The sequence below is a fragment of the Amycolatopsis sp. NPDC049159 genome (assembly GCF_040648295.1).
Lineage (GTDB): Bacteria > Actinomycetota > Actinomycetes > Mycobacteriales > Pseudonocardiaceae > Amycolatopsis > Amycolatopsis pretoriensis_A.
In genome coordinates, this window is sequence record NZ_JBEZDL010000002.1 from 341,454 (window position 1) to 362,143 (window position 20,690).

Annotated in this window: 20 protein-coding genes; 8 read left to right on the plus strand and 12 right to left on the minus strand. The window is 71.6% G+C overall.

Going from position 1 to position 20,690, the window contains the following annotated elements:
- Nucleotides 1-5: 5 nt before the first annotated feature.
- The 4 genes from AB0B33_RS04840 to kstD are packed head-to-tail and all read right to left on the minus strand — an operon-like array spanning nucleotide 6 to nucleotide 4,081.
- Nucleotides 6-1,037, minus strand: coding sequence for a ferredoxin--NADP reductase (locus AB0B33_RS04840; RefSeq protein WP_360766910.1), 1,032 nt, complete (start codon nucleotides 1,035-1,037; stop codon nucleotides 6-8).
- Nucleotides 1,030-1,287, minus strand: a complete 258-nt coding sequence (locus AB0B33_RS04845) for a hypothetical protein (RefSeq protein WP_247011988.1) — start codon at nucleotides 1,285-1,287, stop codon at nucleotides 1,030-1,032. Before AB0B33_RS04845 ends, AB0B33_RS04840 begins: the two co-directional genes overlap by 8 nt.
- Nucleotides 1,284-2,420 (minus strand): Rieske 2Fe-2S domain-containing protein, encoded by a 1,137-nt coding sequence (locus AB0B33_RS04850; protein ID WP_360766914.1) that lies wholly within the window; start codon nucleotides 2,418-2,420, stop codon nucleotides 1,284-1,286. Before AB0B33_RS04850 ends, AB0B33_RS04845 begins: the two co-directional genes overlap by 4 nt.
- Nucleotides 2,417-4,081, minus strand: coding sequence for a 3-oxosteroid 1-dehydrogenase (kstD, locus tag AB0B33_RS04855; protein WP_360766917.1), 1,665 nt, complete (start codon nucleotides 4,079-4,081; stop codon nucleotides 2,417-2,419). Before kstD ends, AB0B33_RS04850 begins: the two co-directional genes overlap by 4 nt.
- 201 nt (nucleotides 4,082-4,282) lie before the next feature.
- Here kstD and AB0B33_RS04860 point away from each other — a divergent pair, with 201 nt between their 5' ends.
- From AB0B33_RS04860 to AB0B33_RS04890, 7 genes are all read left to right on the plus strand, one after another.
- A complete protein-coding gene (locus tag AB0B33_RS04860) occupies nucleotides 4,283-5,881 on the plus strand; it encodes an FAD-binding protein (protein ID WP_360766920.1) in 1,599 nt (532 codons plus the stop codon).
- 33 nt (nucleotides 5,882-5,914) lie between these two features.
- Nucleotides 5,915-7,078 carry a 3-hydroxy-9,10-secoandrosta-1,3,5(10)-triene-9,17-dione monooxygenase oxygenase subunit gene (hsaA, locus tag AB0B33_RS04865; protein ID WP_360766923.1) on the plus strand — a complete coding sequence of 388 codons (1,164 nt, stop codon included), beginning with the start codon at nucleotides 5,915-5,917 and terminating at the stop codon, nucleotides 7,076-7,078.
- On the plus strand, nucleotides 7,078-7,923 hold the full coding sequence (gene hsaD / locus AB0B33_RS04870) for a 4,5:9,10-diseco-3-hydroxy-5,9,17-trioxoandrosta-1(10),2-diene-4-oate hydrolase (RefSeq protein ID WP_360766927.1): 846 nt from the start codon (nucleotides 7,078-7,080) through the stop codon (nucleotides 7,921-7,923). Before hsaA ends, hsaD begins: the two co-directional genes overlap by 1 nt.
- Nucleotides 7,923-8,834 carry an iron-dependent extradiol dioxygenase HsaC gene (gene hsaC, locus AB0B33_RS04875; RefSeq protein ID WP_360766930.1) on the plus strand — a complete coding sequence of 304 codons (912 nt, stop codon included), beginning with the start codon at nucleotides 7,923-7,925 and terminating at the stop codon, nucleotides 8,832-8,834. Before hsaD ends, hsaC begins: the two co-directional genes overlap by 1 nt.
- On the plus strand, nucleotides 8,831-9,370 hold the full coding sequence (gene hsaB, locus AB0B33_RS04880; protein WP_247011974.1) for a 3-hydroxy-9,10-secoandrosta-1,3,5(10)-triene-9,17-dione monooxygenase reductase subunit: 540 nt from the start codon (nucleotides 8,831-8,833) through the stop codon (nucleotides 9,368-9,370). Before hsaC ends, hsaB begins: the two co-directional genes overlap by 4 nt.
- A 104-nt stretch (nucleotides 9,371-9,474) precedes the next feature.
- Nucleotides 9,475-10,602: a hypothetical protein gene (locus tag AB0B33_RS04885; RefSeq protein ID WP_360766933.1), complete on the plus strand. Its 1,128-nt coding sequence runs from the start codon at nucleotides 9,475-9,477 to the stop codon at nucleotides 10,600-10,602.
- A gap of 120 nt (nucleotides 10,603-10,722) precedes the next feature.
- On the plus strand, nucleotides 10,723-11,322 hold the full coding sequence (locus AB0B33_RS04890; protein WP_360766936.1) for a hypothetical protein: 600 nt from the start codon (nucleotides 10,723-10,725) through the stop codon (nucleotides 11,320-11,322).
- On the opposite strand, the gene AB0B33_RS04895 is transcribed toward AB0B33_RS04890, so the two are convergent.
- The 8 genes from AB0B33_RS04895 to AB0B33_RS04930 form a co-directional block, all read right to left on the minus strand.
- Entirely contained in the window at nucleotides 11,323-11,577 is a 255-nt protein-coding gene (locus AB0B33_RS04895; protein ID WP_360766939.1) for a Smr/MutS family protein, read from the minus strand.
- A 210-nt stretch (nucleotides 11,578-11,787) separates the two neighbouring features.
- Entirely contained in the window at nucleotides 11,788-12,849 is a 1,062-nt protein-coding gene (locus tag AB0B33_RS04900; RefSeq protein ID WP_360766942.1) for an MBL fold metallo-hydrolase, read from the minus strand.
- Between the two features lie 9 nt (nucleotides 12,850-12,858).
- The gene (locus AB0B33_RS04905; protein ID WP_360766945.1) at nucleotides 12,859-13,878 is read right to left on the minus strand and encodes an acyl-CoA desaturase; all 1,020 of its coding nucleotides are present in this window, start codon (nucleotides 13,876-13,878) and stop codon (nucleotides 12,859-12,861) included.
- A gap of 153 nt (nucleotides 13,879-14,031) precedes the next feature.
- Nucleotides 14,032-16,410: an excinuclease ABC subunit UvrA gene (locus AB0B33_RS04910; protein ID WP_360766948.1), complete on the minus strand. Its 2,379-nt coding sequence runs from the start codon at nucleotides 16,408-16,410 to the stop codon at nucleotides 14,032-14,034.
- A 34-nt stretch (nucleotides 16,411-16,444) separates the two neighbouring features.
- Entirely contained in the window at nucleotides 16,445-16,702 is a 258-nt protein-coding gene (locus tag AB0B33_RS04915) for an AraC family transcriptional regulator (RefSeq protein ID WP_360766951.1), read from the minus strand.
- A 151-nt stretch (nucleotides 16,703-16,853) separates the two neighbouring features.
- Entirely contained in the window at nucleotides 16,854-17,264 is a 411-nt protein-coding gene (locus AB0B33_RS04920) for a VOC family protein (RefSeq protein WP_247011961.1), read from the minus strand.
- Between the two features lie 10 nt (nucleotides 17,265-17,274).
- Nucleotides 17,275-17,718 carry a helix-turn-helix transcriptional regulator gene (locus tag AB0B33_RS04925; RefSeq protein WP_247011959.1) on the minus strand — a complete coding sequence of 148 codons (444 nt, stop codon included), beginning with the start codon at nucleotides 17,716-17,718 and terminating at the stop codon, nucleotides 17,275-17,277.
- 309 nt (nucleotides 17,719-18,027) lie between these two features.
- Entirely contained in the window at nucleotides 18,028-18,906 is an 879-nt protein-coding gene (locus AB0B33_RS04930; protein WP_360766955.1) for a LysR family transcriptional regulator, read from the minus strand.
- Between the two features lie 102 nt (nucleotides 18,907-19,008).
- Between AB0B33_RS04930 and AB0B33_RS04935 the strand changes: the two genes are divergently transcribed.
- The gene (locus tag AB0B33_RS04935) at nucleotides 19,009-20,469 is read left to right on the plus strand and encodes an MFS transporter (protein ID WP_360767447.1); all 1,461 of its coding nucleotides are present in this window, start codon (nucleotides 19,009-19,011) and stop codon (nucleotides 20,467-20,469) included.
- Nucleotides 20,470-20,690: the final 221 nt, after the last annotated feature.

The following is a 20,690-nucleotide window of genomic DNA, read 5'->3' on the forward strand; positions in this document are numbered from 1 at the left end:
GGCTCCTATTCGTAGCTGATCGAGACGTCGTCGGTGACCGGGAGCGACTGGCAGGCCAGCACGATGCCGTCCGCCATGTCCTCGGCGTCGAGGACCTCGTTGTGCAGCATCTTCACCTCGCCCGAGACCACCCGGCACGCGCACGCGCTGCATTGTCCCTCACGGCAGGAGTACGGCGCGTCCATGCCCGCGGCCAGCAGGTGGTCGAGGAGCTTGCGCTGCCGCGGCCACGCCATCGACCGCGTGTCACCGTCCAGCGAAACGGTCAGCGACGCCGGTGCTTCGCCGGACTCCGGCTCTTCCTCGGCGACGACGTCCTCGAACGGGTTTCCGGTCAGCGACGTGAACTTCTCGACGTGCACCCGGTCCCGGGGCACGCCGAGCTGCCCGAGCGCCTCCCGCACGGCGGCCATGAACGGCGCCGGCCCGCAGAGGAACGCCTCGTGCGACGTGTACGCCGACGCCAGCCCGCGCAGCTGCGAGACGTCCGGCAGGCCCTGGACGCTTTCCAGCCAGTGCACGACGACCAGCCGGTCGCCGTGGCGCTTGGCCAGCGACGCCAGCTCGCCCGCGAAGATGACCGAGTTCTCGTCGCGGTTCGCGTAGACCAGCACGACCCGCCCGGACCCGGTCTCCAGCGCCGTTTTGAGGATGGCCATCACCGGCGTGATGCCACTGCCACCGGCGAACAGCAGGAAGTCTTCGTCCACCGACGCCGGGCAGAACACGCCCGCCGGCGCCAGCACGTCGACCTGCATCCCGGGCCGCAGCGAGGAACAGACCCAGCTCGACCCGAACCCGCCGTCGGTGCGCTTGACCGTCACCTGCACGCGGTTCTCGTGCGGCGCACTCGACAGCGAATAGCAGCGCGCCACCGAACCCGTCCGGTCACTGGGGATCCGCAGCGTCAGGAACTGCCCGGCCGTGTAGGAAAAGGCCGAAGCGTGTTCGGGCGGGACCTCGAAGACCACCGACCGCGCGTCCGGCGTCTCGACGACGACGTCGGCGACCGTCAGCGTGTAGACCCGCTCAGCCATCGGCCACCGCCAGCGTGCCGTCGCGCACGGCGTCGCCGATGCTGTCGGCCAGTTTCGGGCACGTGTCGAGCAGCGCCGAAGGACCGTCCGCGTCGGCGAACACCGGGCACGTCTCGGCGGGCCGGGACGTCCACTGGATGCTCGTGTGCTGGATGCTGTTCTTCTTCACCAGCACGCACGTCCCGCAGCTGCGGCATTCGTGCGGCCGCAACCCGCCCGCGAGGAACTCGGTCTGCTCGGCGGTGGTCACACTTCCGCCTCGGTCTTCCGGCGGGCCAGGTTCTCCGCCACCTCGGCCGCCCACGCCTCGTTCGCCTTCGAAGTGTCCACTTCGAACTCGAAGCGCCGGGTCATGTCCTCGGTGACGTCGGCCGCGTCGACGTAGAACTGCTGGTACCAGCGGCGAAGCTGGTAGACCGGACCGTCCTCTTCGCACAGCAGCGGGTTGTCGATCTGCGTCTTGTGCTTCCAGATCTCGACGTCCTGCAGGAAGCCGGCGCCGATGCCCTTGGCCAGCTTCGCCGCGATCTTGTCCGCGTGCTCGTCGGTGAGCCCGTGCTGCTTCTTGACCTTCATCCCGTACTGCAGCACGAACGACGTCGGCGTCACGGGGTAGTGGCAGTTGATGAGCACGCTCTCGATTTCGTAGCCCTGGAACGAGTTCACCAGCTTGTTGATCATGTAGGACGGCCCGAAGTACGACGCCTCCGAGCGCAGCAGGTTGTCCTCGCCGCCGTAGTTCGACGCCATGCCCATGTCCGGGCGGCCCTTGGTGTTGAGGTACTGCGTGGCGATGTGACCTTCGAAGACGTTCTTGAAGTACGTGGGGTAGGCGTAGTGAATGTAGAAGAAATGCGCCATGTCGACGACGTTGTCGATGATCTCGCGGCAGTTGGAGCCGTCGATGAAGATCGAGTCCCAGGTCCAGTTGCTCCACTCGGGACTGTCGGCGGCTTCGATCTCCGGGATGGCGAGCTCGTCCGGCGGCGGGTTGCCCTCCGGGTCGTGCCACACCATGAGCTGGCCGTTCCGCTCCAGCGCCGTCCACGACCGCGTCCGCGCGCGCAGCGGAACCCGCTTGGCGTAGGGGATCGAGACGCACTTGCCCTTGCCGTTCCAGCGCCAGTCGTGGAACGGGCACGCGACCTCGTCGCCCTTGACGCTGCCCTGGGTGAGGTCCCCGCCCATGTGCCGGCAGTAGCCGTCGAGGACGTTGAGGCCGCCCTTCGAGTCGGCGAAAACCACGAGTTTCGTGCCGAACGCCGTGACGGCGTGGGGTTTCCCGTCGCGGAACCGCTCGGCCAGGCCGAGGCAGTGCCAGCCGCGGGCGAACCGGGCCGGCGGCTCACCGGCGTAGATCGTGCGTACGGACTCCTGCGTCATCGCTCGCCTCCCGTGGTGCCTTGATCTTCGTTCGCCAGCCGCGTCGCCGCAAGGTAGCCGAACACCATGGCCGGGCCGATGGTCGCGCCCGGGCCGGCGTAGGTCCGGCCCATCACGGCCGCGCTGACGTTGCCCGCGGCGGACAGCCCGGGCACCACCGAGCCGTCCTCGCGCAGCACGCGTGCCTGTTCGTCGGTGCGCAGCCCGCCCTTGGTGCCCAGGTCGCCGGGCACGATCTTCACCGCGTAGTACGGCGCCTTGTCGAGCGGGCCGAGGCTGGGGTTGGGTTTGTTGCGCGGGTCGCCGTAGTAGTGGTCGTACTTGCTGACCCCGCGCCGGAAGTCTTCGTCGACGCCGGTGCGGGCGAAGCCGTTGAACCGGGTCACCGTGGCTTCGAGCGCGTCGGACGGCACCTCGATCTTCGCCGCCAGCCCGGCCAGCGTCGACGACTTCGCCGCGATCCCGGCCTTGAACCAGCGGCCGGGCAGCGGCTGGCGCGGCCCGATGCCGGTGAACATGTAGCGGTCCTTGTAGCGCTGGTCGAACAGCAGCCAGGTGGGGATGTGCTCGCCGGGCCCGTCGCCGTCGCCGTACATCGCGTGCACCGCCTCGACGTACGGCGCGGACTCGTTGACGAACCGCTCGCCGCGCGCGTCGACCATGATGCTGCGCGGGCGCGACCGCTCGGCCAGCGCGAACCAGGGGCCGCCGGTGAGCGGCAGCGTCGGCCCCCACCAGGCGTCGTCCATCAGGTCGAGCGCCGCGCCGAGCTGGATGCCGGCGGTGATGCCGTCGCCGGTGTTGGCGGCGGCGCCGACGGTCCAGTCGACGCCGATCGGCGCGCGCTGGTACTTCTCGCGCATCTCCAGGTTCTGCTCGAAGCCGCCGCTGGCGAGGATCACGCCGTGCCGGGCTCCGACGACGCCGTCCGGGGTGACGACCCCGGTGACGCGCTCGCCCTCGACCCGCAGGTCGACCAGCGGCGTGTTCAGCCGGACGTCGACGCCCGCCCTGGTCAGGCCCACCCGCAGGCCGGCCGCAAGCGCTTGCCCCATGCTGAGCAGCCGCTGCCCGCGGAGCTTCCCGGCGATCCACTGGACGCCCAGCGACAGCAGCCGGGCGCTGCCGCGCGGGTGCCGGGCCAGGAGGCTCAGCCAGCGGTAGTCGGCCTGGGTGATCGGCACGCCGAGCGGGGGAGCGCTGTACGGCGGTTCGAGGTGGGCCAATTCGGCGCCGAGCAGCTTGCCGTCGAAGGCCATCGGCTCGACCGACCGGCCGCCGGGCCGCCCGCCGGGCGCTTCGGGGTGGTAGTCGCTGTAGTCGCGCACCCACCGGAACTTGAGCGGCGTGTGGTCGCAGACGAACTTCAGCACCTCGGGGCCGTGGCCGAGGAACGTGTCCCGCCGGACGGCCGGCACGACGTCGCCGACGATCGAGGCCAGGTACTCGCGCGCCCGCTCGGGCGGTTCGTCTATCCCGGCGGCGCGCAGCGCGTGGTTGCCCGGCAGCCAGACCCCGCCGCCGGAGCGGGCGGTCGAGCCACCGAAGCAGGCCGCCTTTTCGAGGACTACGACGCTCAGGCCGCGGTGAGCCGCAGCCAGCGCGGCGGTCATCCCGGCGGCGCCGCTCCCGACGACGACAACGTCGAACTGCTCCGTCATGCCACCTCACCTGCTGTGTCGATGGTTACCGATCCGGGCCGACAGCCACGGCGGAACAGCTGCCGGTGCGTGGGCCGCCGCCGGCCCGCATCCGCCTGCTTTTCGGCCGTATCGGTAACGTGTTCCACGAAACGAGTATCCAGTTGGGAGCCGCTTCGGTCACCATAGACGAGAACGTGTTTCAGTTCTAGGGTACCGACCATGGACGAACTCGTCGCGGACGTGGTCATCGTGGGGTTCGGAGCGGCCGGCGCCTGCGCCGCCCTCGAAGCGGCCGACTCGGGCGCCGACGTCGTCATCGTCGAGCGGTTCGACGGCGGTGGTGCCAGTGCGGTCAGCGGGGGCGTGGTCTACGCGGGCGGCGGGACCGCCCAGCAGCTCGACGCCGGCGTCGACGACTCGGTCGACGCCATGTACGCCTACCTGCGGCTCGAGACCGGCGACGTCGTCGCCGAAGGGACGTTGCGGCGGTTCTGCGAGGGCAGCCGCGAGATGATCACCTGGCTGGAAGGCAACGGCGTGCCGTTCGAAGGCAGCCTGTGCCCGTACAAGACGTCGTACCCGAGCGATGCCCACTACCTGTACTACTCCGGCAGCGAGGCCGCCGGTGGCTTCCGCGACGCGGCAAAGCCCGCCCCGCGCGGTCACCGCGTCAAGGGGTCCGGGACCTCGGGAAAGCTGCTGATGACCCGGCTCAAGGAAGCCGTGGCGAAGCGCGGGATCCGGGTCCTGCCGCAGACGCGCGTGCGCTCGCTGGCCCAGGAGGACGGTCGCGTCACCGGGGTCGTCGCCGACACGCTGCGCGATGCGCCCGCCGGGGTGCGGGCCCGGCACCGGCGGCTCGCGAAGTACGCCGCGAAGCCCGGGATCTACGTGCCGTCGCTGCGCAGGTCGCTGCACCGGCGGGTCGCGCGCCTCGAACGGCAGCACGGCCGTGAGCTGCGGATTTCCGCCCGGCGCGGGGTCGTGCTCGCCGCGGGCGGGTTCATCGCGAACCGCGAGCTGGTGCGCGAGCACGCGCCGGCGTACCGCGGCGGCCTCCCGCTCGGCACGTCCGCGGACGACGGATCGGGCATCCGCCTCGGGGTCGAGGCCGGCGGCGCGACCGGCGAGCTCGGCCGGATCTCCGCGTGGCGGTTCATCACCCCGCCCAGCGCGTTCCTCGGCGGGATCATCGTGGACGCCGCGGGCCGCCGGGTCATCGACGAATCCCGGTACGGCGCCGCGGTCGGGGAGAAGCTCATCGAGGAGCACGGGGGCCGGGGCTGGCTGCTCGTCGACGCGCCGGTCGTGGCCGACGCCCGCCGGGACACGAAGGCGCAAAGCCAGTGGTTCCAGGGCCTCCAGCTGCGGTACCTGCTGCGCCGCGGCCGCGTGACCGGCGCGTCGGTCGAAGAGGTGGCGCGCAAGGCCGGCGTCGACCCGCAGGGGCTGCGCGCCAGCGTCGAGGCTTACCACGGCGATCGCGATCCGGTGGGCAAGCCCGCCGAGTTCGCGCGGCGCCTGGCGCACCCGCCGTACTCGCTCATCGACATCTCGGTGCGGCCGAACCTCGGCTACCCGACGCCGATGCTGACCCTCGGCGGCCTGGTCGTGGACGAGGACACCGGCGCGGTGCGGAACGCGGCGGGGGCGCCGATCCCGGGCCTCTACGCCGCCGGGCGCACCGCCGTGGGAATCTGTTCCAGGTCCTACGTGAGCGGTCTGTCCCTGGCCGACTGCGTGTTTTCCGGCCGCAGGGCGGGGATCAACAGCGCGCTGGCGCAGGGTGTTCTCGACAAAAACGAGAACGTGTTCTAGTCTTGGCGCAGTGAACGCGAGAGAGGACTGCGCATGAACGAGCAGGTGATCGCCGGGGTCCGGGACCTCCTGCCGGTCCTGCGGGAACGGGCCCAGGACACCGAGGACGCGCGGAACGTCCCCGAGGAGTCCGTGAAGGCCCTGCAGGAGACCGGGTTCTTCAAGATGCTGCAGCCGAAGTCCTTCGGGGGCCTCGAAACCGACCCGGTGAGCTTCTACACCGCGGTCAAGCTGATCGCGAGCGCGTGCGGGTCCACCGGCTGGGTCGCCTCCATCCTCGGCGTCCACCCGTGGCACGTGGCGCTGTTCGACCAGCAGGCCCAGCAAGAGGTCTGGGGCGCGGACCAGGACGTGCGGATCTCGTCGTCGTACGCGCCGATGGGCAAGGCCGAGGTCGTCGAAGGCGGCTACCGGCTGTCCGGCCGCTGGAGCTTCTCCTCCGGCTCCGGCCACTGCACGTGGGTGCTGCTCGGGGGACCCGCGTTCTCCGGCGGCAAGCCGGTCGACTTCTGCACCTACCTGCTGCCCATCGCGGACTACGCGATCGTGGACGTCTGGGACACCGTGGGCCTGCGCGGCACCGGGTCGAACGACATCGTCGTCGAAGACGTCTTCATCCCGCAGCACCGGGCGCTCAGCTTCATCGCGACGTCGAAGTGCAAGGTGCCGGGCCAGGCGATCAACCCCGGGCCGCTGTACCGGCTGCCGTACGGTTCCGTGCACCCGTCCACGATCACCGCGCCGATCATCGGCATGGCCCAAGGCGCCTACGACGCGCACGTCGAGCACCAGCGCAAGCGCGTGCGGGCCGCGTACGCCGGTGAACAGTCCAAAGAGGACCCGTTCGCCAAGGTGCGGATCGCCGAGGCGGCCAGCGAAATCGACGCGGCGTGGCTGCAGCTGACCCGCAACATCGAGGAGCTGTACGAACTGGCCGAGCGCGAGGAGCGGCTGCCCACCGATCTCCGGCTGCGCGTCCGGCGCGACCAGGTGCGCGGCACCGAACGCGCGATCGCCGCGATCGACCGGCTCTTCGAGAACTCCGGCGGCCGCGCGATCCAGCGCGGCACGCCGATCCAGCGCTTCTGGCGCGACGCGCACGCGGGCCGGGTGCACGCGGCGAACGACGCCGAGCGCGCCTACGTCATGTTCGGCACCGGAGCCTTCGGGCTCCCCGTCGAGAACGCGATGTACTGATGGCCGCTCCGGAAGGCAAGTACGTCCGGGCGGGTTCGCTGAACCTGCACTACCACGAAGCGGGCGCCGAGCACGCCGAGACGGTCATCCTGCTGCACGGCGGCGGGCCCGGCGCCTCGGCGTGGAGCAACTTCGGGCGCAACCTGCCGGAGTTCGCCAAGCACTACCGGACGATCGCCGTCGACCAGCCCGGGTTCGGCCGCTCCGACAAACCGACCGAGCACCCGCAGTACTTCCGGCACAGCGCGGACGCCGTCGCCGGGCTGATGGACGCCCTGGGGATCGAGCGCGCCCACTTCGTCGGCAATTCGCTCGGTGGCGGCGCGGCGGTCCGGCTGGCGCTGAACCACGGCGAGCGCGCCGGTCGGCTGGTGCTGATGGGGCCGGGCGGGCTGAGCGTCAACCTGTTCGCGCCGGACCCCACCGAAGGCGTCAAGAACCTCGGCCGCTTCGCGGCCCACCCCAGCCGTGAGCGCATGGAAGCGTTCCTGCGCATCATGGTCCACGACCAGAAGCTGATCACCGACGAGCTGATCGACGACCGCTTCGCCGCGGCGAACACCCCGGAGTCTCTGGCCGCGATGCGCGCGATGGGGATGTCGTTCGCCCAGCCCGGAACCTACGAAGAAGGCATGCTCTGGCGCGAAGCCCACCGGCTGCGCCAGCGCGTGCTGCTGATCTGGGGCCGCGAGGACCGCGTCAATCCCTTGGACGGCGCGCTGGTGGCGTGCAAGACGATTCCGCGCGCGCAGCTGCACGTGTTCGGCGGCTGCGGGCATTGGGCCCAGCTGGAGAAGTTCGACGAGTTCAACCGGCTGGCCCTCGACTTCCTCGGGAGTTCCTGATGGGCATCCGGTCACTGGGCTACCTGCGCGTCGAAGCCACCGACATGGCCGCGTGGCGCGAGTACGGGCTCAAGGTGCTCGGCATGGTCGAAGGCAGCGGCATCGACCCGGACGCGCTTTACCTGCGCATGGACGACTTCCCGGCACGGCTGGTCGTCTCACCCGGCTCCGCCGACCGGTTGGCCGTCACCGGGTGGGAAGCCGCGAACGCCGCCGAACTGGCCGAGATCCGGTCCCGGTTGGACAGTGCGTCCGTGCCGTACAAGGAAGGCACGCCCGACGAACTCGCCGACCGGCGCGTCGACGAGCTGATCAGCTTCGATGACCCGTCCGGCAACACCCAGGAGGTGTTCCACGGCGTCGCGCTGCAGCACCGGCGCGTGGTGAGCCCGTACGGCCACAAGTTCGTGACCGGCGAGCAGGGGCTGGGTCACGTCGTTTTGTCCACAAAGGACGACGAGGCGTCGCTGCGGTTCTACCGGGACGTCCTCGGCTTCCGGCTGCGCGACTCGATGCGCCTGCCACCGCAGCTGGTCGGCCGTCCCGTCGACGGCGCGCCCGCGTGGCTGCGCTTCTTCGGGTGCAACCCGCGCCACCACAGCCTGGCGTTCCTGCCGATGCCCACACCGAGCGGGATCGTGCACCTGATGGTGGAGGTGGAGAACACCGACGACGTCGGCCTGTGCCTCGACCGCGCGATCCGCCGCAAGGTCCCGATGTCGGCCACCCTCGGCCGGCACGTCAACGACCTGATGCTCTCGTTCTACATGAAGACCCCGGGTGGCTTCGACGTCGAGTTCGGGTGCGAGGGCCGCCAGGTCGACGACGACAACTGGATCGCCCGCGAAAGCACCGCGGTTTCGTTGTGGGGACACGACTTCTCGGTCGGTGCGCGGCCGCCCGGGTCATGACCGCGATGGCGGTCGACCAGGCCGGCTTCCGCAGCGTGCTCGGGCACTTCTGCACGGGAGTCACGGTGGTCACCGGCCGGGACGGCGACACTCTCGCCGGGTTCGCCTGCCAGTCGTTCGCCGCGTTGTCGCTGGATCCGCCGCTGGTGCTGTTCTGCCCGGCCCGGACTTCGCGGACCTGGCCGGTTCTCGCCGCGGCGGGGCGGTTCGCCGTCAACGTGCTGGCGGAGGACCAGCAGGAGATCAGCGCGGTGTTCGGTGCCCGGGGTGCGGACAAGTTCGCCCGGGTCGCCTGGACGCCGGCCCCGTCCGGGGCGCCGCTGCTCGATGGCGCGCTGACGTGGATCGACTGTTCTCTCGAGGCGGTGCACGAGGCGGGGGACCACTACGTCGTGATCGGCCGGGTCACGGCGTTGGGTGCGCCTTCGGAGGCGCGGCCGCTGCTGTTCCACCGGGGCCGTTACGCGGTGACCGAGCCGGCGCGGGACGCACTGGCGGCGCTGATGCCGTGGCCCCGCCCGGACGACTGGCTCTGACCGGCGGCCACGGTTGCCGCCCGCTGCGCTCGGGTGCGCGGGCCGGCGTTCCGGTTTCGAAGCGGGGTGCACCCCGCGGCCCATTTCCCGTAACGGGCGCCGGGGTGCGCGCGACTTTCCCGGAGTCGTCGCCCGAGGAGGAGCCCGTGCAGTGGTGCGGTTTCCCGGCCGCCGAGGTCGAATTCGGCCCGGCCGGTGAGCTCGTCGGGGACCGGGGTGCGGCCGTTCGGGAGCTGGCCGGCGCCCCGGGCGTCACCGATCTCGTCGTCCTCTGCCACGGCTGGAACGACGGGCACCTGGTCGCGCGCCTGCTCTGCTCGGCCCTCGCCGGGTCGATGCGGTCGGTCGGCGGGGCCGGGCGGGGGATCGCCCTCGTCTGCGTGCTTTGGCCGTCGCGGAAAACCGCCGGGCCGGACGCCGGGCTGCCGGAGCGGCTCGACCTGCTGCGGGACCTCGTGCCCGGCCAGCGGCTCACCATCGACGCCGCGGCCGACCTCGTGCCGGCGCTGCCGGTCCGCGCCACCGCGCGCACCGCGTTCGCCGCGGCGCTGCTGTCGGTGGCCACCCGGGGCGCGGACGACCACGAAGACGCCTCGACGCAGCTGTTCACCCTCCCCGGCGGCACCGTCATGGACCGGCTCGGGAAGGCCGCGGCGACGCACCTGCTCGACTTCCTCGCCTGCTACGAGCTCAAAGCCCGCGCGAACGAGGTGGGCGTCCGCGGGCTCGCGCCGCTGCTGGCGACGTCGCCCGGCGGGCCGAAGATCCACCTCGTCGGCCACAGCTTCGGCGCGCGGCTGGTGACGGCGGCCGCCGGCGCGCTCCCGGCCGGCTCACTGGCGACGCTCACCCTGCTGCAGGCCGCGTTCTCGCACTTCGGCTTCGCCGCGGACTGGGGCGGCGGCCGGGCGGGCGTGTTCCGCCGCGTGCTGGACGAGCGGGTCGTGCGCGGGCCGATCCTGGTCACGCACTCCGCCGCCGATTTCGTCGTCGGCGTCCCGTACGCGATCGCGGCCCGGATCGGGGACGCGCCGTACGGCGCCATGGGTCACGACGGCGCGCAGCGGACCGCCGAAGCCGTCGCCGCGGAGCTGGTCCCGGTGACCGGGACCTACCGGTGGCGGCCGGGCGTGCCGCACAACCTCCGCGCGGAGCGCTTCGTGCGGGGCCACACCGACGTCACCGGACGGGAAATCGCTCACGCGCTGTGCTCGGCGATCGCGGCGAGTTAGCACGACCGGGTGGTTGTGCACCGGTTCACAGGTGGGCCGCATCCCATTCGCGAGAAAAAGTCGAGCCCCTGCGCGCACACTGTTATCGAGATGACGTCTTCTGGGAGGAGTGAGTCGCGCATGCGCAGGCCCAGCGGACGGATCGCCCGGTTCCGGCGCCGGTTGCACCCCGGGCGCAACCCGCTGGCGCGCACGGGCGACCGGCTCGAGTCCCTCCTGCTCCTCCTGGTGATCGCCGGCGCGCTGCTGGCCGTGCCGTTCGCGGCGGCGTTCGGCTCCGAGACCTACGCCGCGCAGACCACCCGCGCCGAGCAGGAGCGCACGACCCGCCACCCGGCGACGGCGGTCTCGCTAGCCGCGGCGCCCAGCCAGACCTACAGCACCGACGGCGCCGGCGCCCCGGCCGACCAGACGACGGTCCAGGCCGCCTGGTTCGACACCCGCGGCGCCCGCCACACCGGTGACGTCCTCGCCGACGCGGGCAGCCCGGCCGGCACCCGCGTGTCCGTCTGGCTCGACCAGCGCGGCGAACTGACTGCGGAGCCGCTGTCCCCGTCGACGTCGGCGGCCGACGGCGTCTTCGCGGCGATCCTGCTGTGGGTCGCGATCACGGGCTCCCTGGCCGGTTTGTACGGCGCCGGCCGGTTCGTCCTGGGCCGCCTCCACTCGACGGCGTGGGATCGCGCGTGGGCCGAAACCCGGCACGACACCCGGTTCTGATCACTTCCAGCGGAAGTGCACGAACACCCGGCCGAAGTTGTCCTTGTCCTTCTCGACCCGGTGGTAGAGCACCTTGACGTCCTTGCGCTCGAGGAACCGCAGCACGTGCTTCTTCAGCTGACCCGACCCCTTGCCGGGGATGATCTCGACGAGCGGCGCCTTCTTGGCGACGGCCTCGTCGATGACCGCGCGCAGGGCCCGGTCGATCTCGCCGCCGCGGTTGTAGATGTCGTGCAGGTCCAGCTTGAGCTTCACACGCGCTCCCGTGCTCGGCCGACGCCCGCGGCCCCTCGGGCGCGCTCGTCAGGTCGGTCTCCCGCCCATCCTCACCCGTGGTGCCCGCGCGCGGCAACGCCCGTTCGCGCGGCCGCCGCGTGGAGAAGCGGCGGTCCGGCACGAACGCGGCCGGCCGGGCGCGGCCTCGCCATCACCCGGTCGAGGCGGTGAGCTCCGCGCGGCCGCCGGTCACAGTGCCTGCCACCAGCCGTCCACCGGTGGGGGTGCCGTGACGTCGATGCGCTCGCCCGGGCGGGGGATCGCCAGGGTCAGGTCGGCCGCCTTCGCTTCGCGCCACACGCGGTCCGCCGGCTCGCCCCACGGGTGCATCGCCAGCTGGAACGTCGCCCAGTGCACCGGGACCAGCAGCTTCGCCCGGACGTCGAGGCCCGCCGCGACGCCTTCCTCCGGTGTCATGTGGATGTCCGGCCACAGCGGGGCGTACGCGCCGATCTGGATCAGCGCCGCGTCGAACGGGCCGAGTTCGGTGCCGGTCTTCGCGAAGCCGTCGAAGTAGCCGGTGTCACCGCTGTAGAACACCCGGTGGGACGGGCCCAGCAGCGCCCACGACGTCCACAGCGTGCCGTCGTTGGAGATGCCGCGGCCGGAGAAGTGCTGGGCCGGCGTCGCCACGAAGCGGACGCCCGCCACCTCGGCCTCTTCGTGCCAGTCGAGTTCGATGATCCGGGCGGCCGGCACGCGCCAGCGTTCCAGGTGCGCGCCGACCCCGAGCGGGACCAGGAACGGCGCCGTCGTCGACGTCACCAGCTCGCGGATGGTGGCCAGGTCCAGGTGGTCGTAGTGGTCGTGGGAGATCACGACCGCGTCGACCCGGCCGACGCCCGACAGCGGCACCGGCGGTTCGTGCAGCCGGCGCGGGCCGGCGAACGCCGCGGGGGACACGCGCTCGCTCCACACCGGGTCCAGCAGCACGCGGGCGCCGTCGAGCTCGACCAGCGTGGACGCGTGGCCGTACCAGGTCAGGTGCACGCCCTCGGCCGAATCGACCGGGGCCGCCGCGACCAGCGGGACCGCGCCGCCCGGTTTGCGCAGTTCGCGGTGCTCGCCGAAGAACATCTCGCGGAAGATGGTCCGCATCGACGCCGCCGTCATCGGGTGGCGCGGGGCGACGTTGCGGAACACCTTGCCGTCGAACTGCGGCGAAGAACGCATCCGCTCGGCTCGCGCCCCGGACGCCTTCGCGCCGAACGCCGCCGGCAGGTCACGCAGGGCCGCGATCGTCTTCCTCATGACCCGAGTCTACGAACGGTTCCTGAGAGGGGCCCCAGCTTCATGCAGGTGGGTGAGGGCCTGCCGGTAGGACTCGACCAGGCTCGTCTGCAGGTAGGGGACACCGAGCTCGGCGCAGTAGGCCTGGACGATCGGCTGCGCCCGCCGCAGGTGCGGCGACGGCATGCTGGGGAACAGGTGGTGCTCGATCTGGTAGTTGAGGCCGCCGAGCGCGACGTCGGTGACGAGGCCGCCGCGGACGTTGCGGGACGTCAGCACCTGCTTGCGCAGGAAGTCCAGCTCGGCGGGCCCGGTCAGCGTCGGCATGCCCTTGTGGTTCGGCGCGAAGATCGACCCCATGTAGACACCCCACAGTCCTTGGTGGACGGCGAAGAACAGCAATGCCATGCCGGGGGACAGGACGGTGAACAGCGCGCCGAAGTACAGGACGTGGTGCGCGACGAGCAGCGCGGCCTCGGTCTTGCGGTGGCGCAGCCCCGGCTTGCGCACCGCGCGGATCCCCGACCAGTGCAGGTTCAGCCCTTCGAGGGTGAGCAGCGGGAAGAACAGGAACGCCTGGTAGCGCCCGATGAACCGGGCCACCCCGCGGCTGGCGCGCGCCTGGTCCTTCGACCACACCAGGATGTCCGGGTCGACGTCGGGGTCGAGCTCCTCGTGGTTCGGGTTGGCGTGGTGGCGGGTGTGCTTGTCCATCCACCAGCCGTAGCTCATCCCGACCCCGAGATTGCCCGCCACCATCCCGGCGACCTCGGTCGGCCGGCGGCGCCGGAACACCTGCTTGTGCGCGAGATCGTGGGAGAGCAGCGCGATCTGCCCGAACATGACGGCCGTGAACGCCGCGACGGCGAGCTGCCACCACGAGTTCCCGAGGAAGGCGAACGCCACCCACCCGCCGGCGAAGAGCCCGGCGACGACGGAGATCCGGAGGGCGTAGTAGCCGGGACGGCGCGCCATCAGGCCGGCGGCGGAGATGCGGTGGCTCAGCCGGGCGAAGTCGCTCCCGGTGCGCACGAGGTTGTCTGCGGTCACCCACCCGAGTCTTCACGACGGCGGGCTCCAGCGGAATGCGGTGGGCTCCCGGCACCTTCGGGGGGCCAGCCCTACCGGCCGCGCTGGTATGCGAGCGCCCCGAGTGGCGTTGGTTGCGTCCGACGCACCGAACGCCACATCGGAGTGCTTCGGTCAGCCCACGTACTCGGCCAGGTGACGGCCCGTCAGGGTCTTCTTCCGCGCCTTCACCAGCTGCGCCGGCGTGCCCTCGAACACGATCTTCCCGCCGTCGTGGCCCGCGCCGGGGCCGAGGTCGACGATCCAGTCCGCGTGGGCCATCACCGCCTGGTGGTGCTCGATCACGATCACCGACTTGCCGGAGTCCACCAGGCGGTCGAGCAGGCCGAGCAGCTGCTCGACGTCGGCCAGGTGCAGGCCCGCCGTCGGCTCGTCCAGGACGTACACCCCGCCCTGTTCCGCCATGTGCGTCGCCAGCTTGATGCGCTGGCGCTCGCCGCCGGACAGGGTGGTCAGGGGCTGGCCGAGTGTGAGGTAGCCGAGGCCGACGTCGGACAGGTGCGTCAGGATCTTGTGCGCCGCCGGGGTCTTCGCGTCGCCGTCGGCGAAGAACTCCTGGGCCTCGGCGACCGACATGCCGAGGACCTCGCTGATGTCGCGGCCGCCGAAGGTGTATTCCAGCACCTCCGCCGAGAAGCGCTTGCCCTCGCACACTTCGCACGGGGTCGACGTGCCCGCCATGATGCCGAGGTCGGTGTAGACGACGCCGGCGCCGTTGCAGTTGGGGCAGGCGCCCTCGGAGTTGGCGCTGAACAGCGCCGGCTTGACGCCGTTGGCCTTGGCGAACGCCTTGCGGATCGGCTCCAGCAGGCCGGTGTAGGTCGCCGGGTTGCTGCGGCGGGAACCGCGGATGCCGGTCTGGTCCACCGTCACCACGCCCTCGCCGCCGGACACCGAGCCGTGGATCAGGGAGCTCTTGCCCGAACCCGCCACCCCGGTCACGACCACCAGCACGCCGAGCGGGATGTCGACGTCGACGTCCTGCAGGTTGTGCGTCGAAGCGCCGCGCACCTCCAGGAACCCCGACGGCGAGCGCACCGAGGACTTCAGCGACGCGCGGTCGTCCAGGTGGCGCCCGGTCAGGGTCTTGCTCTTGCGCAGACCGTCCACAGTGCCCTCGAAGACAACCTCGCCGCCCGCGGAACCGGCGTGCGGCCCGAGGTCGACGACGTGGTCGGCGATCGCGATCGCCTCCGGCTTGTGCTCGACGACGAGCACCGTGTTCCCCTTGTCCCGCAACTGCAGCAGCAGTTCGTTCATCCGCTGGATGTCGTGCGGGTGCAGCCCGATCGTCGGCTCGTCGAAGACGTACGTCACGTCGGTCAGCGACGACCCGAGGTGGCGGATCATCTTGGTGCGCTGGGCTTCCCCGCCGGACAGCGTCCCGGATGGACGGTCGAGCGAGAGGTAGCCGAGGCCGATCTCGACGAACGAGTCCAGCGTGTGCTTCAGCGCGTCCAGCAGCGGCGCGACCGACGGCTCGGCGAGCTTCCCGACCCAGCCGGCGAGGTCGCTGATCTGCATCGCGCACGCGTCGGCGATGCTGATCCCGTCGATCTTCGACGACCGGGCCTCCGCCGAAAGCCGCGTGCCGTCGCACTCCGGGCAGGTCTGGAACGTCACCGCCCGCTCGACGAACGCACGGATGTGCGGCTGCATCGAGTCGACGTCCTTGGACAGCATGGACTTCTGGATCGCCGGCACCAGTCCCGAGTAGGTGAGGTTGATGCCCTCGACCTTGATCTTGGTCGGTTCCTTGTACACCAGGTCGTCGAACTGCTTCTTGGTGAACTTCTTGATCGGCTTGTCCGGGTCGAAGAAGCCGGAGCCGCGGAAGATGCGGCCGTACCAGCCTTCCATGCTGTAGCCCGGGATCGTGATCGCGCCTTCGTTGAGCGACTTGGTCTCGTCGAAGAGCGCGGTGAGGTCGATGTCGTTGACCTTGCCGCGGCCCTCGCAGCGCGGGCACATGCCGCCGGTGATGCTGAAGCTGCGGCGCTCCTTGATCTGCCGCCCGGCCTTCTCGATGGTCACCGCGCCGGCACCGCTGATCGAGGCGACGTTGAACGAAAACGCTTGCGGCGAACCGATGTGCGGCGTGCCCAGCCGGCTGAACAGGATGCGCAGCATCGCGTTCGCGTCGGTCGCGGTGCCGACGGTGGAGTGCGAGTTCGCGCCCATCCGCTCCTGGTCGACGATGATCGCGGTGGTGATCCCGTCGAGCACGTCGACGTCGGGCCGCGCGAGCGTCGGCATGAACCCCTGCACGAAGGTGCTGTAGGTCTCGTTGATCAGCCGCTGCGACTCGGCCGCGATCGTGCTGAACACCAGGGAGCTCTTGCCGGAGCCGGAGACCCCGGTGAACACCGTCAGGCGCCGCTTCGGCAGTTCGACGCTGACGTCCTTGAGGTTGTTCACGCGAGCGCCGTGGACGCGGATCAGGTCGTGGCTGTCGGCGGTGTGCGACGCGCTCTTCCGCGTGGGCTTGGTCATCGGGGTTCTCCAGCGTTCGGTGGGTTCACGGAGGTCACGCTGCTTTCGCCCGCGCGGCCCGTGCTTCTCGATTCCTGACGGTTTCGGCGGCTCGCCGGTAATCGTGCGGGGAAAGGCCGAAAGCCTCCTGGAACCGGTGCACGAATTGCGTGACCGGCAGGCCGACGCCGAGCGCCAGCGTTTCGACGTCGAGCGGCCGATCGCATTCGCGGTCGATGCGGTCGCGGACGCGGCGCAGCAGCGTCAATTCGGCCAGGTGCTTCCGCGCGGCGACGGCGAGGCTCAGGCACATGTCGGTTCCTTTCCGGTGTGCGGCCGAGGACTCAGCGGGGCGACCAGCGGCATGCCTGTGCCGACGCCGGCCGGCGCGTCCCCCAGGAGCAGGCCGGCGACCCGCCGGTCGCCCGGCACTTCGCGGTAGCCGGGCGGCGCCGCGGCCGTGGTCAGCGCAGCTCCTGGATGCGCAGCAGGTTGCCGGCGGGGTCGCGGAAGGAGCAGTCACGGATGCCGTAGGGCTGCTCGACCGGCTCCTGGACGACCTCGGCGTTGCCCGCCTCGAGCTTCGCGAAGAGGGCGTCGAGGTCCTTGGTGGCCAGGTTGACCGAGGCGTAGGTGCCCTTGGCCATCATCTCGGCGATCATGCGGCGTTCGTCGTCGGTCAGCCCCGGCGTCGCGGACACCGGCGACAGCACGATCGCGGTGTCCGGCTGGTTCGGCGGGCCGACGGTGATCCACTGCATGGCGCCGTACTTGACGTTCTGGCGGACCTCGAAGCCGAGCAGGTCGCGGTAGAAGGCGAGCGACGCTTCCGGGTCGGTGTGCGGCAGGAAGCTCGCGTGAATGGTGACGTCCATGGCCGTCACACTATGTGTGCGCCTGCGGTCGCGCTTCTCGATTCCTGATCGGTCTGGTGACCTGTTTGGCCACGCACGGCGGCATCCCGACGGTCGCCTCGGCCTGCTGCTCGCGGTAGACGCTCGGCGGCACGCCCACCAGCTCGGCGAACCGGGTGCTGAAGGTGCCGAGCGAGGAGAAGCCGACGGTGAAGCAGACCTCGGTGACGCTCAGCTCCCCGGTCCGCAGCAACGCCATCGCCCGTTCGATCCGCCGCGTCATGAGGTACGAGTACGGTGACTCTCCGTAGGCTTTCCGGAACTGCCGGCTGAGGTGCCCGGCCGACATGTTCACCCCGCTCGCGAGCGCTTCGACGTCGAGCGGCTGCGCGTACTCGCGATCGATCCGGTCCCGGACACGGCGAAGCAGCGCGAGGTCGCGCAGGTACTGCGCCGAGGCGGCGGTGCTGGTCACGAGGGAATCGTGCCACACCGGACGGCGCGAGCGGAGCGGATCGGACCCCGGCGCGGCCCGGTCGCGACGCCATGAACGACCCTTTCACGGCGCCGGATGACATGAACGACTCGTTCATGACGGTACGGGCCGCCGGGCCGACCGCTCCGATCCGACTTTGCCGGGGCCCCTGACGTCGGAGCCCGCCCGCGTCGGCCCGAGCCCGCCCCGTCCGTGCCGGTCCGGGATGCCATGAACGACCCTTTCACGGCGCCGGACGTCGTGAAAGGGTCGTTCATGCCATCCGGACCACGGCCACACGCGCCCGGGTCAGCGGAGTGCTTCGGCGATCGTCTCCCGCAGCCAGCGTTGCGGCGGGTCCGCGTCCAGCCGTGCGTGCCACGACAGCCGCACCTCCACCTCCGGCAGCTCCGCCGGCACCGGGAACCACCGCAGGCCCAGCGCCGGGCCGTGCTGCTCGGCCAGCCGCTGCGGCAGCAGCCCCACGTACTCGCTCGACGACACCACCAGCGCCGCCACCGCCGACGTCGGCACCACCGCCGCCACCCGGCGCTGCAACCCCGCCGCCGCCAGGACCTCGTCCAACGGGCCGCGCGCCCGTCCCCGCCGGGACGCCGACACGTGCGGGTAGCGGCACAGCTGCGCCAGCGTCGGGCGGCGGTGCCTGCCCAGCGGGCTGTCCGCGCGCACCGCCGCGACCAGGCGTTCGCGGTAGAGCACCGTGCTGTGGATGTCCGGGGCCGCGTGCTCGCCCACGCCGATGTCCAGGTCGATCGAGCCGTCGCGCAGCGCCTCCGCGCTTTCCGTCCCCTCCGCCACGAACCGCAGCGTGACCCCCGGCGCGGCCGCCGCCGTCGCTTCGGCCGCCGCGGTGGCCAGGGTGGCCGCCACGCCGTCGTTGATGCGGATCGTGAACGTGCGCTCGAGGTCGGCGATCGCCACCTCGGTGCTGATCAGCGCCGATGCCTCCTCCAGCAGCGAGCGCACGCGCGGGGCGGTGCGCAGCGCGAACGGCGTCGGGGCCATCCCGCGACCGGCGCGCACCAGGATCGGGTCGTTCATCGCCCGCCGCAGGCGGCCCAGCGCGCGGCTCGTCGCCGGGATCGACAGGTTCAGGCGCTCGGCCGCCGCCGTGACGCTCCCGTCCCGCAGCAGCGCGTCGAACACGCGCAGGAGGTTCAGGTCCACGGTTGCACTGTACGCAAACCTGCCTTGACGAAGTTGCGTGGCACGACACCCCACGACGTCCTTAGCGTCGGGCCCATGGAGTTCAAGCACCTGGTCACCCTGATGTGCGCGTGCGTCGTGCTCGTCGTCGGGATGGTCGCGGCCGTCAACCTCGCCGTCCCGATGCTCGCCGCGAGCGCGCTGCACCCGTCCGCGTCGGCGCTCGTCTGGATCGTCGACACCTACGTCGTCGTGTTCGCCTGCCTGGTCATCCCCGGCGGCGCCGCGGGTGACCGGTTCGGCCGCAAGGGCGTCCTGCTGGCCGGCCTCGTCCTCTTCGCGGCGGGCGCGCTGGTGTCGGCGCTCGCCCCGGACGTCGTGGTGCTGCTCGCCGGCCGGGCGCTCACCGGCGTCGGCGCGGCGGCGGTGCTGCCCAACTCGCTCGCCGTCCTGCTGCACGCCGTGCCCGCGGAGCGGCGGGCCGCCACCATCGCCACCTGGGCGTCGATGACCGGCATCGGCGGCGTCGCCGGCAACGTCGGCGGCGGGCTGGTGCTGACCGCCGGTTCGTGGCGGTGGCTGTTCGCCGCCGCTGTCCCGGTCGCCCTCACCGCGGCCGCGCTGGTGGCCCGGAGCGCGCCGGTGTCCTCGCGCCACGACCGCCCGCTCGACCCGCTGGCCGCGCTGCTGCTCGTCGGCGCGTCGGTCGCGCTGCTCGTCGGGATCGTCCAAGGCCCGGAAGCGGGGTGGGGAAGCCCGGTCGTCGTGTTCGGCTTCGCCGGTGCCGCGGTGCTGTTCACCGCTTGGACGCTGCGGGAGCTCAGGGCCGGGCACCCACTGCTGGACCCCCGGCTGTTCCGGATCGCGGGCCTGCGCAGCGCCTGCCTCGGCATGACCACGGTCTTCTTCGGCATGTTCGCGTTGTTCTACGTCAACGCGTCGTTCCTCCAGTACGCCAAGGGGTTCGGCGTGCTGGGGACCGGGCTGGGGATCGTCCCGCTGACGATCCCGATCATCCTCGGCGGCCGGCACGTGGGGCGCCTGGCCCGGCGCGCCGGCCTCGACGCCACGGTGGCGCTCGCCTTCGCGTTCGTCGGCGGCGGTCTGCTCGGGCTGTCCACGAGCGACGCGCGGACGCCGTACGCGGAGTACGCGGCTTGGCTGGTGCTGACCGGGATCGGCGTGACGCTGGCGCTGCCGACGCTGTCCGGCGTGATCGCCGGCTCGCTGCCGCCCGCCCAGGCCGGCGTCGGCACCGGGCTGCAGGCCACCACCCGCGAATTCGGCAGCGCGCTCGGCGTCGCCGTGATCGGCACGGTCATGACCGCCCGGTTCGCCGCCGCACTTCCGCCGGACGCCCGCGGTTCCCACACCGTGGCCGAAGCGCTGGCCAGGACCGGGCACGCCCAGGACGTCGTCACGGCGTTCGTCGCCGGCACGGACGCCGGGCTGCGCGTGGCCGGGGTCGCCGTGCTGGTCCTCGGCGCGCTGGTCGCCGGGGGAGCCTGGTGGCGGAGACCGTCCCGGGGGTTCCCGTTCCCCCGGGACGGCCGTGCACCGGTGCAACCCCGACCGGAGCCGTGACGGCCTTCGCGGCGGCATACCCTTCCACCGCGAAGACCCCCACGGTTCCGTTGCCGCGCCGGGAAACCCCGTCACGGCGATCGACCCCGGGCCCCCGCCCGGTGCGCCGGAAGAAGACCACCCCGGGGGCGTCGGGTTCCCTCGGGATGGTCCTCTCCGGCCCGCCGGACGTTCGCGGTTCTGTCGACGCGAGGCGGGCAGGGGGACGTTGGGGCCGGTCA

Bases quoted from the DNA above. Each gene is read 5' to 3' on its own strand.
- AB0B33_RS04910 (WP_360766948.1), bottom strand. From the start codon at position 16,410: ATGACCAAGCCCACGCGGAAGAGCGCGTCGCACACCGCCGACAGCCAC.
- AB0B33_RS04840 (WP_360766910.1), bottom strand. From the start codon at position 1,037: ATGGCTGAGCGGGTCTACACGCTGACGGTCGCCGACGTCGTCGTCGAG.
- AB0B33_RS04920 (WP_247011961.1), bottom strand. From the start codon at position 17,264: ATGGACGTCACCATTCACGCGAGCTTCCTGCCGCACACCGACCCGGAA.
- AB0B33_RS04935 (WP_360767447.1), top strand. From the start codon at position 19,009: ATGTGCGCGTGCGTCGTGCTCGTCGTCGGGATGGTCGCGGCCGTCAAC.
- AB0B33_RS04890 (WP_360766936.1), top strand. From the start codon at position 10,723: ATGCGCAGGCCCAGCGGACGGATCGCCCGGTTCCGGCGCCGGTTGCAC.
- hsaC (WP_360766930.1), top strand. From the start codon at position 7,923: ATGGGCATCCGGTCACTGGGCTACCTGCGCGTCGAAGCCACCGACATG.
- hsaB (WP_247011974.1), top strand. From the start codon at position 8,831: ATGACCGCGATGGCGGTCGACCAGGCCGGCTTCCGCAGCGTGCTCGGG.
- hsaA (WP_360766923.1), top strand. From the start codon at position 5,915: ATGAACGAGCAGGTGATCGCCGGGGTCCGGGACCTCCTGCCGGTCCTG.
- AB0B33_RS04860 (WP_360766920.1), top strand. From the start codon at position 4,283: ATGGACGAACTCGTCGCGGACGTGGTCATCGTGGGGTTCGGAGCGGCC.
- hsaD (WP_360766927.1), top strand. From the start codon at position 7,078: ATGGCCGCTCCGGAAGGCAAGTACGTCCGGGCGGGTTCGCTGAACCTG.
- AB0B33_RS04900 (WP_360766942.1), bottom strand. From the start codon at position 12,849: ATGAGGAAGACGATCGCGGCCCTGCGTGACCTGCCGGCGGCGTTCGGC.
- kstD (WP_360766917.1), bottom strand. From the start codon at position 4,081: ATGACGGAGCAGTTCGACGTTGTCGTCGTCGGGAGCGGCGCCGCCGGG.
- AB0B33_RS04850 (WP_360766914.1), bottom strand. From the start codon at position 2,420: ATGACGCAGGAGTCCGTACGCACGATCTACGCCGGTGAGCCGCCGGCC.
- AB0B33_RS04915 (WP_360766951.1), bottom strand. From the start codon at position 16,702: ATGTGCCTGAGCCTCGCCGTCGCCGCGCGGAAGCACCTGGCCGAATTG.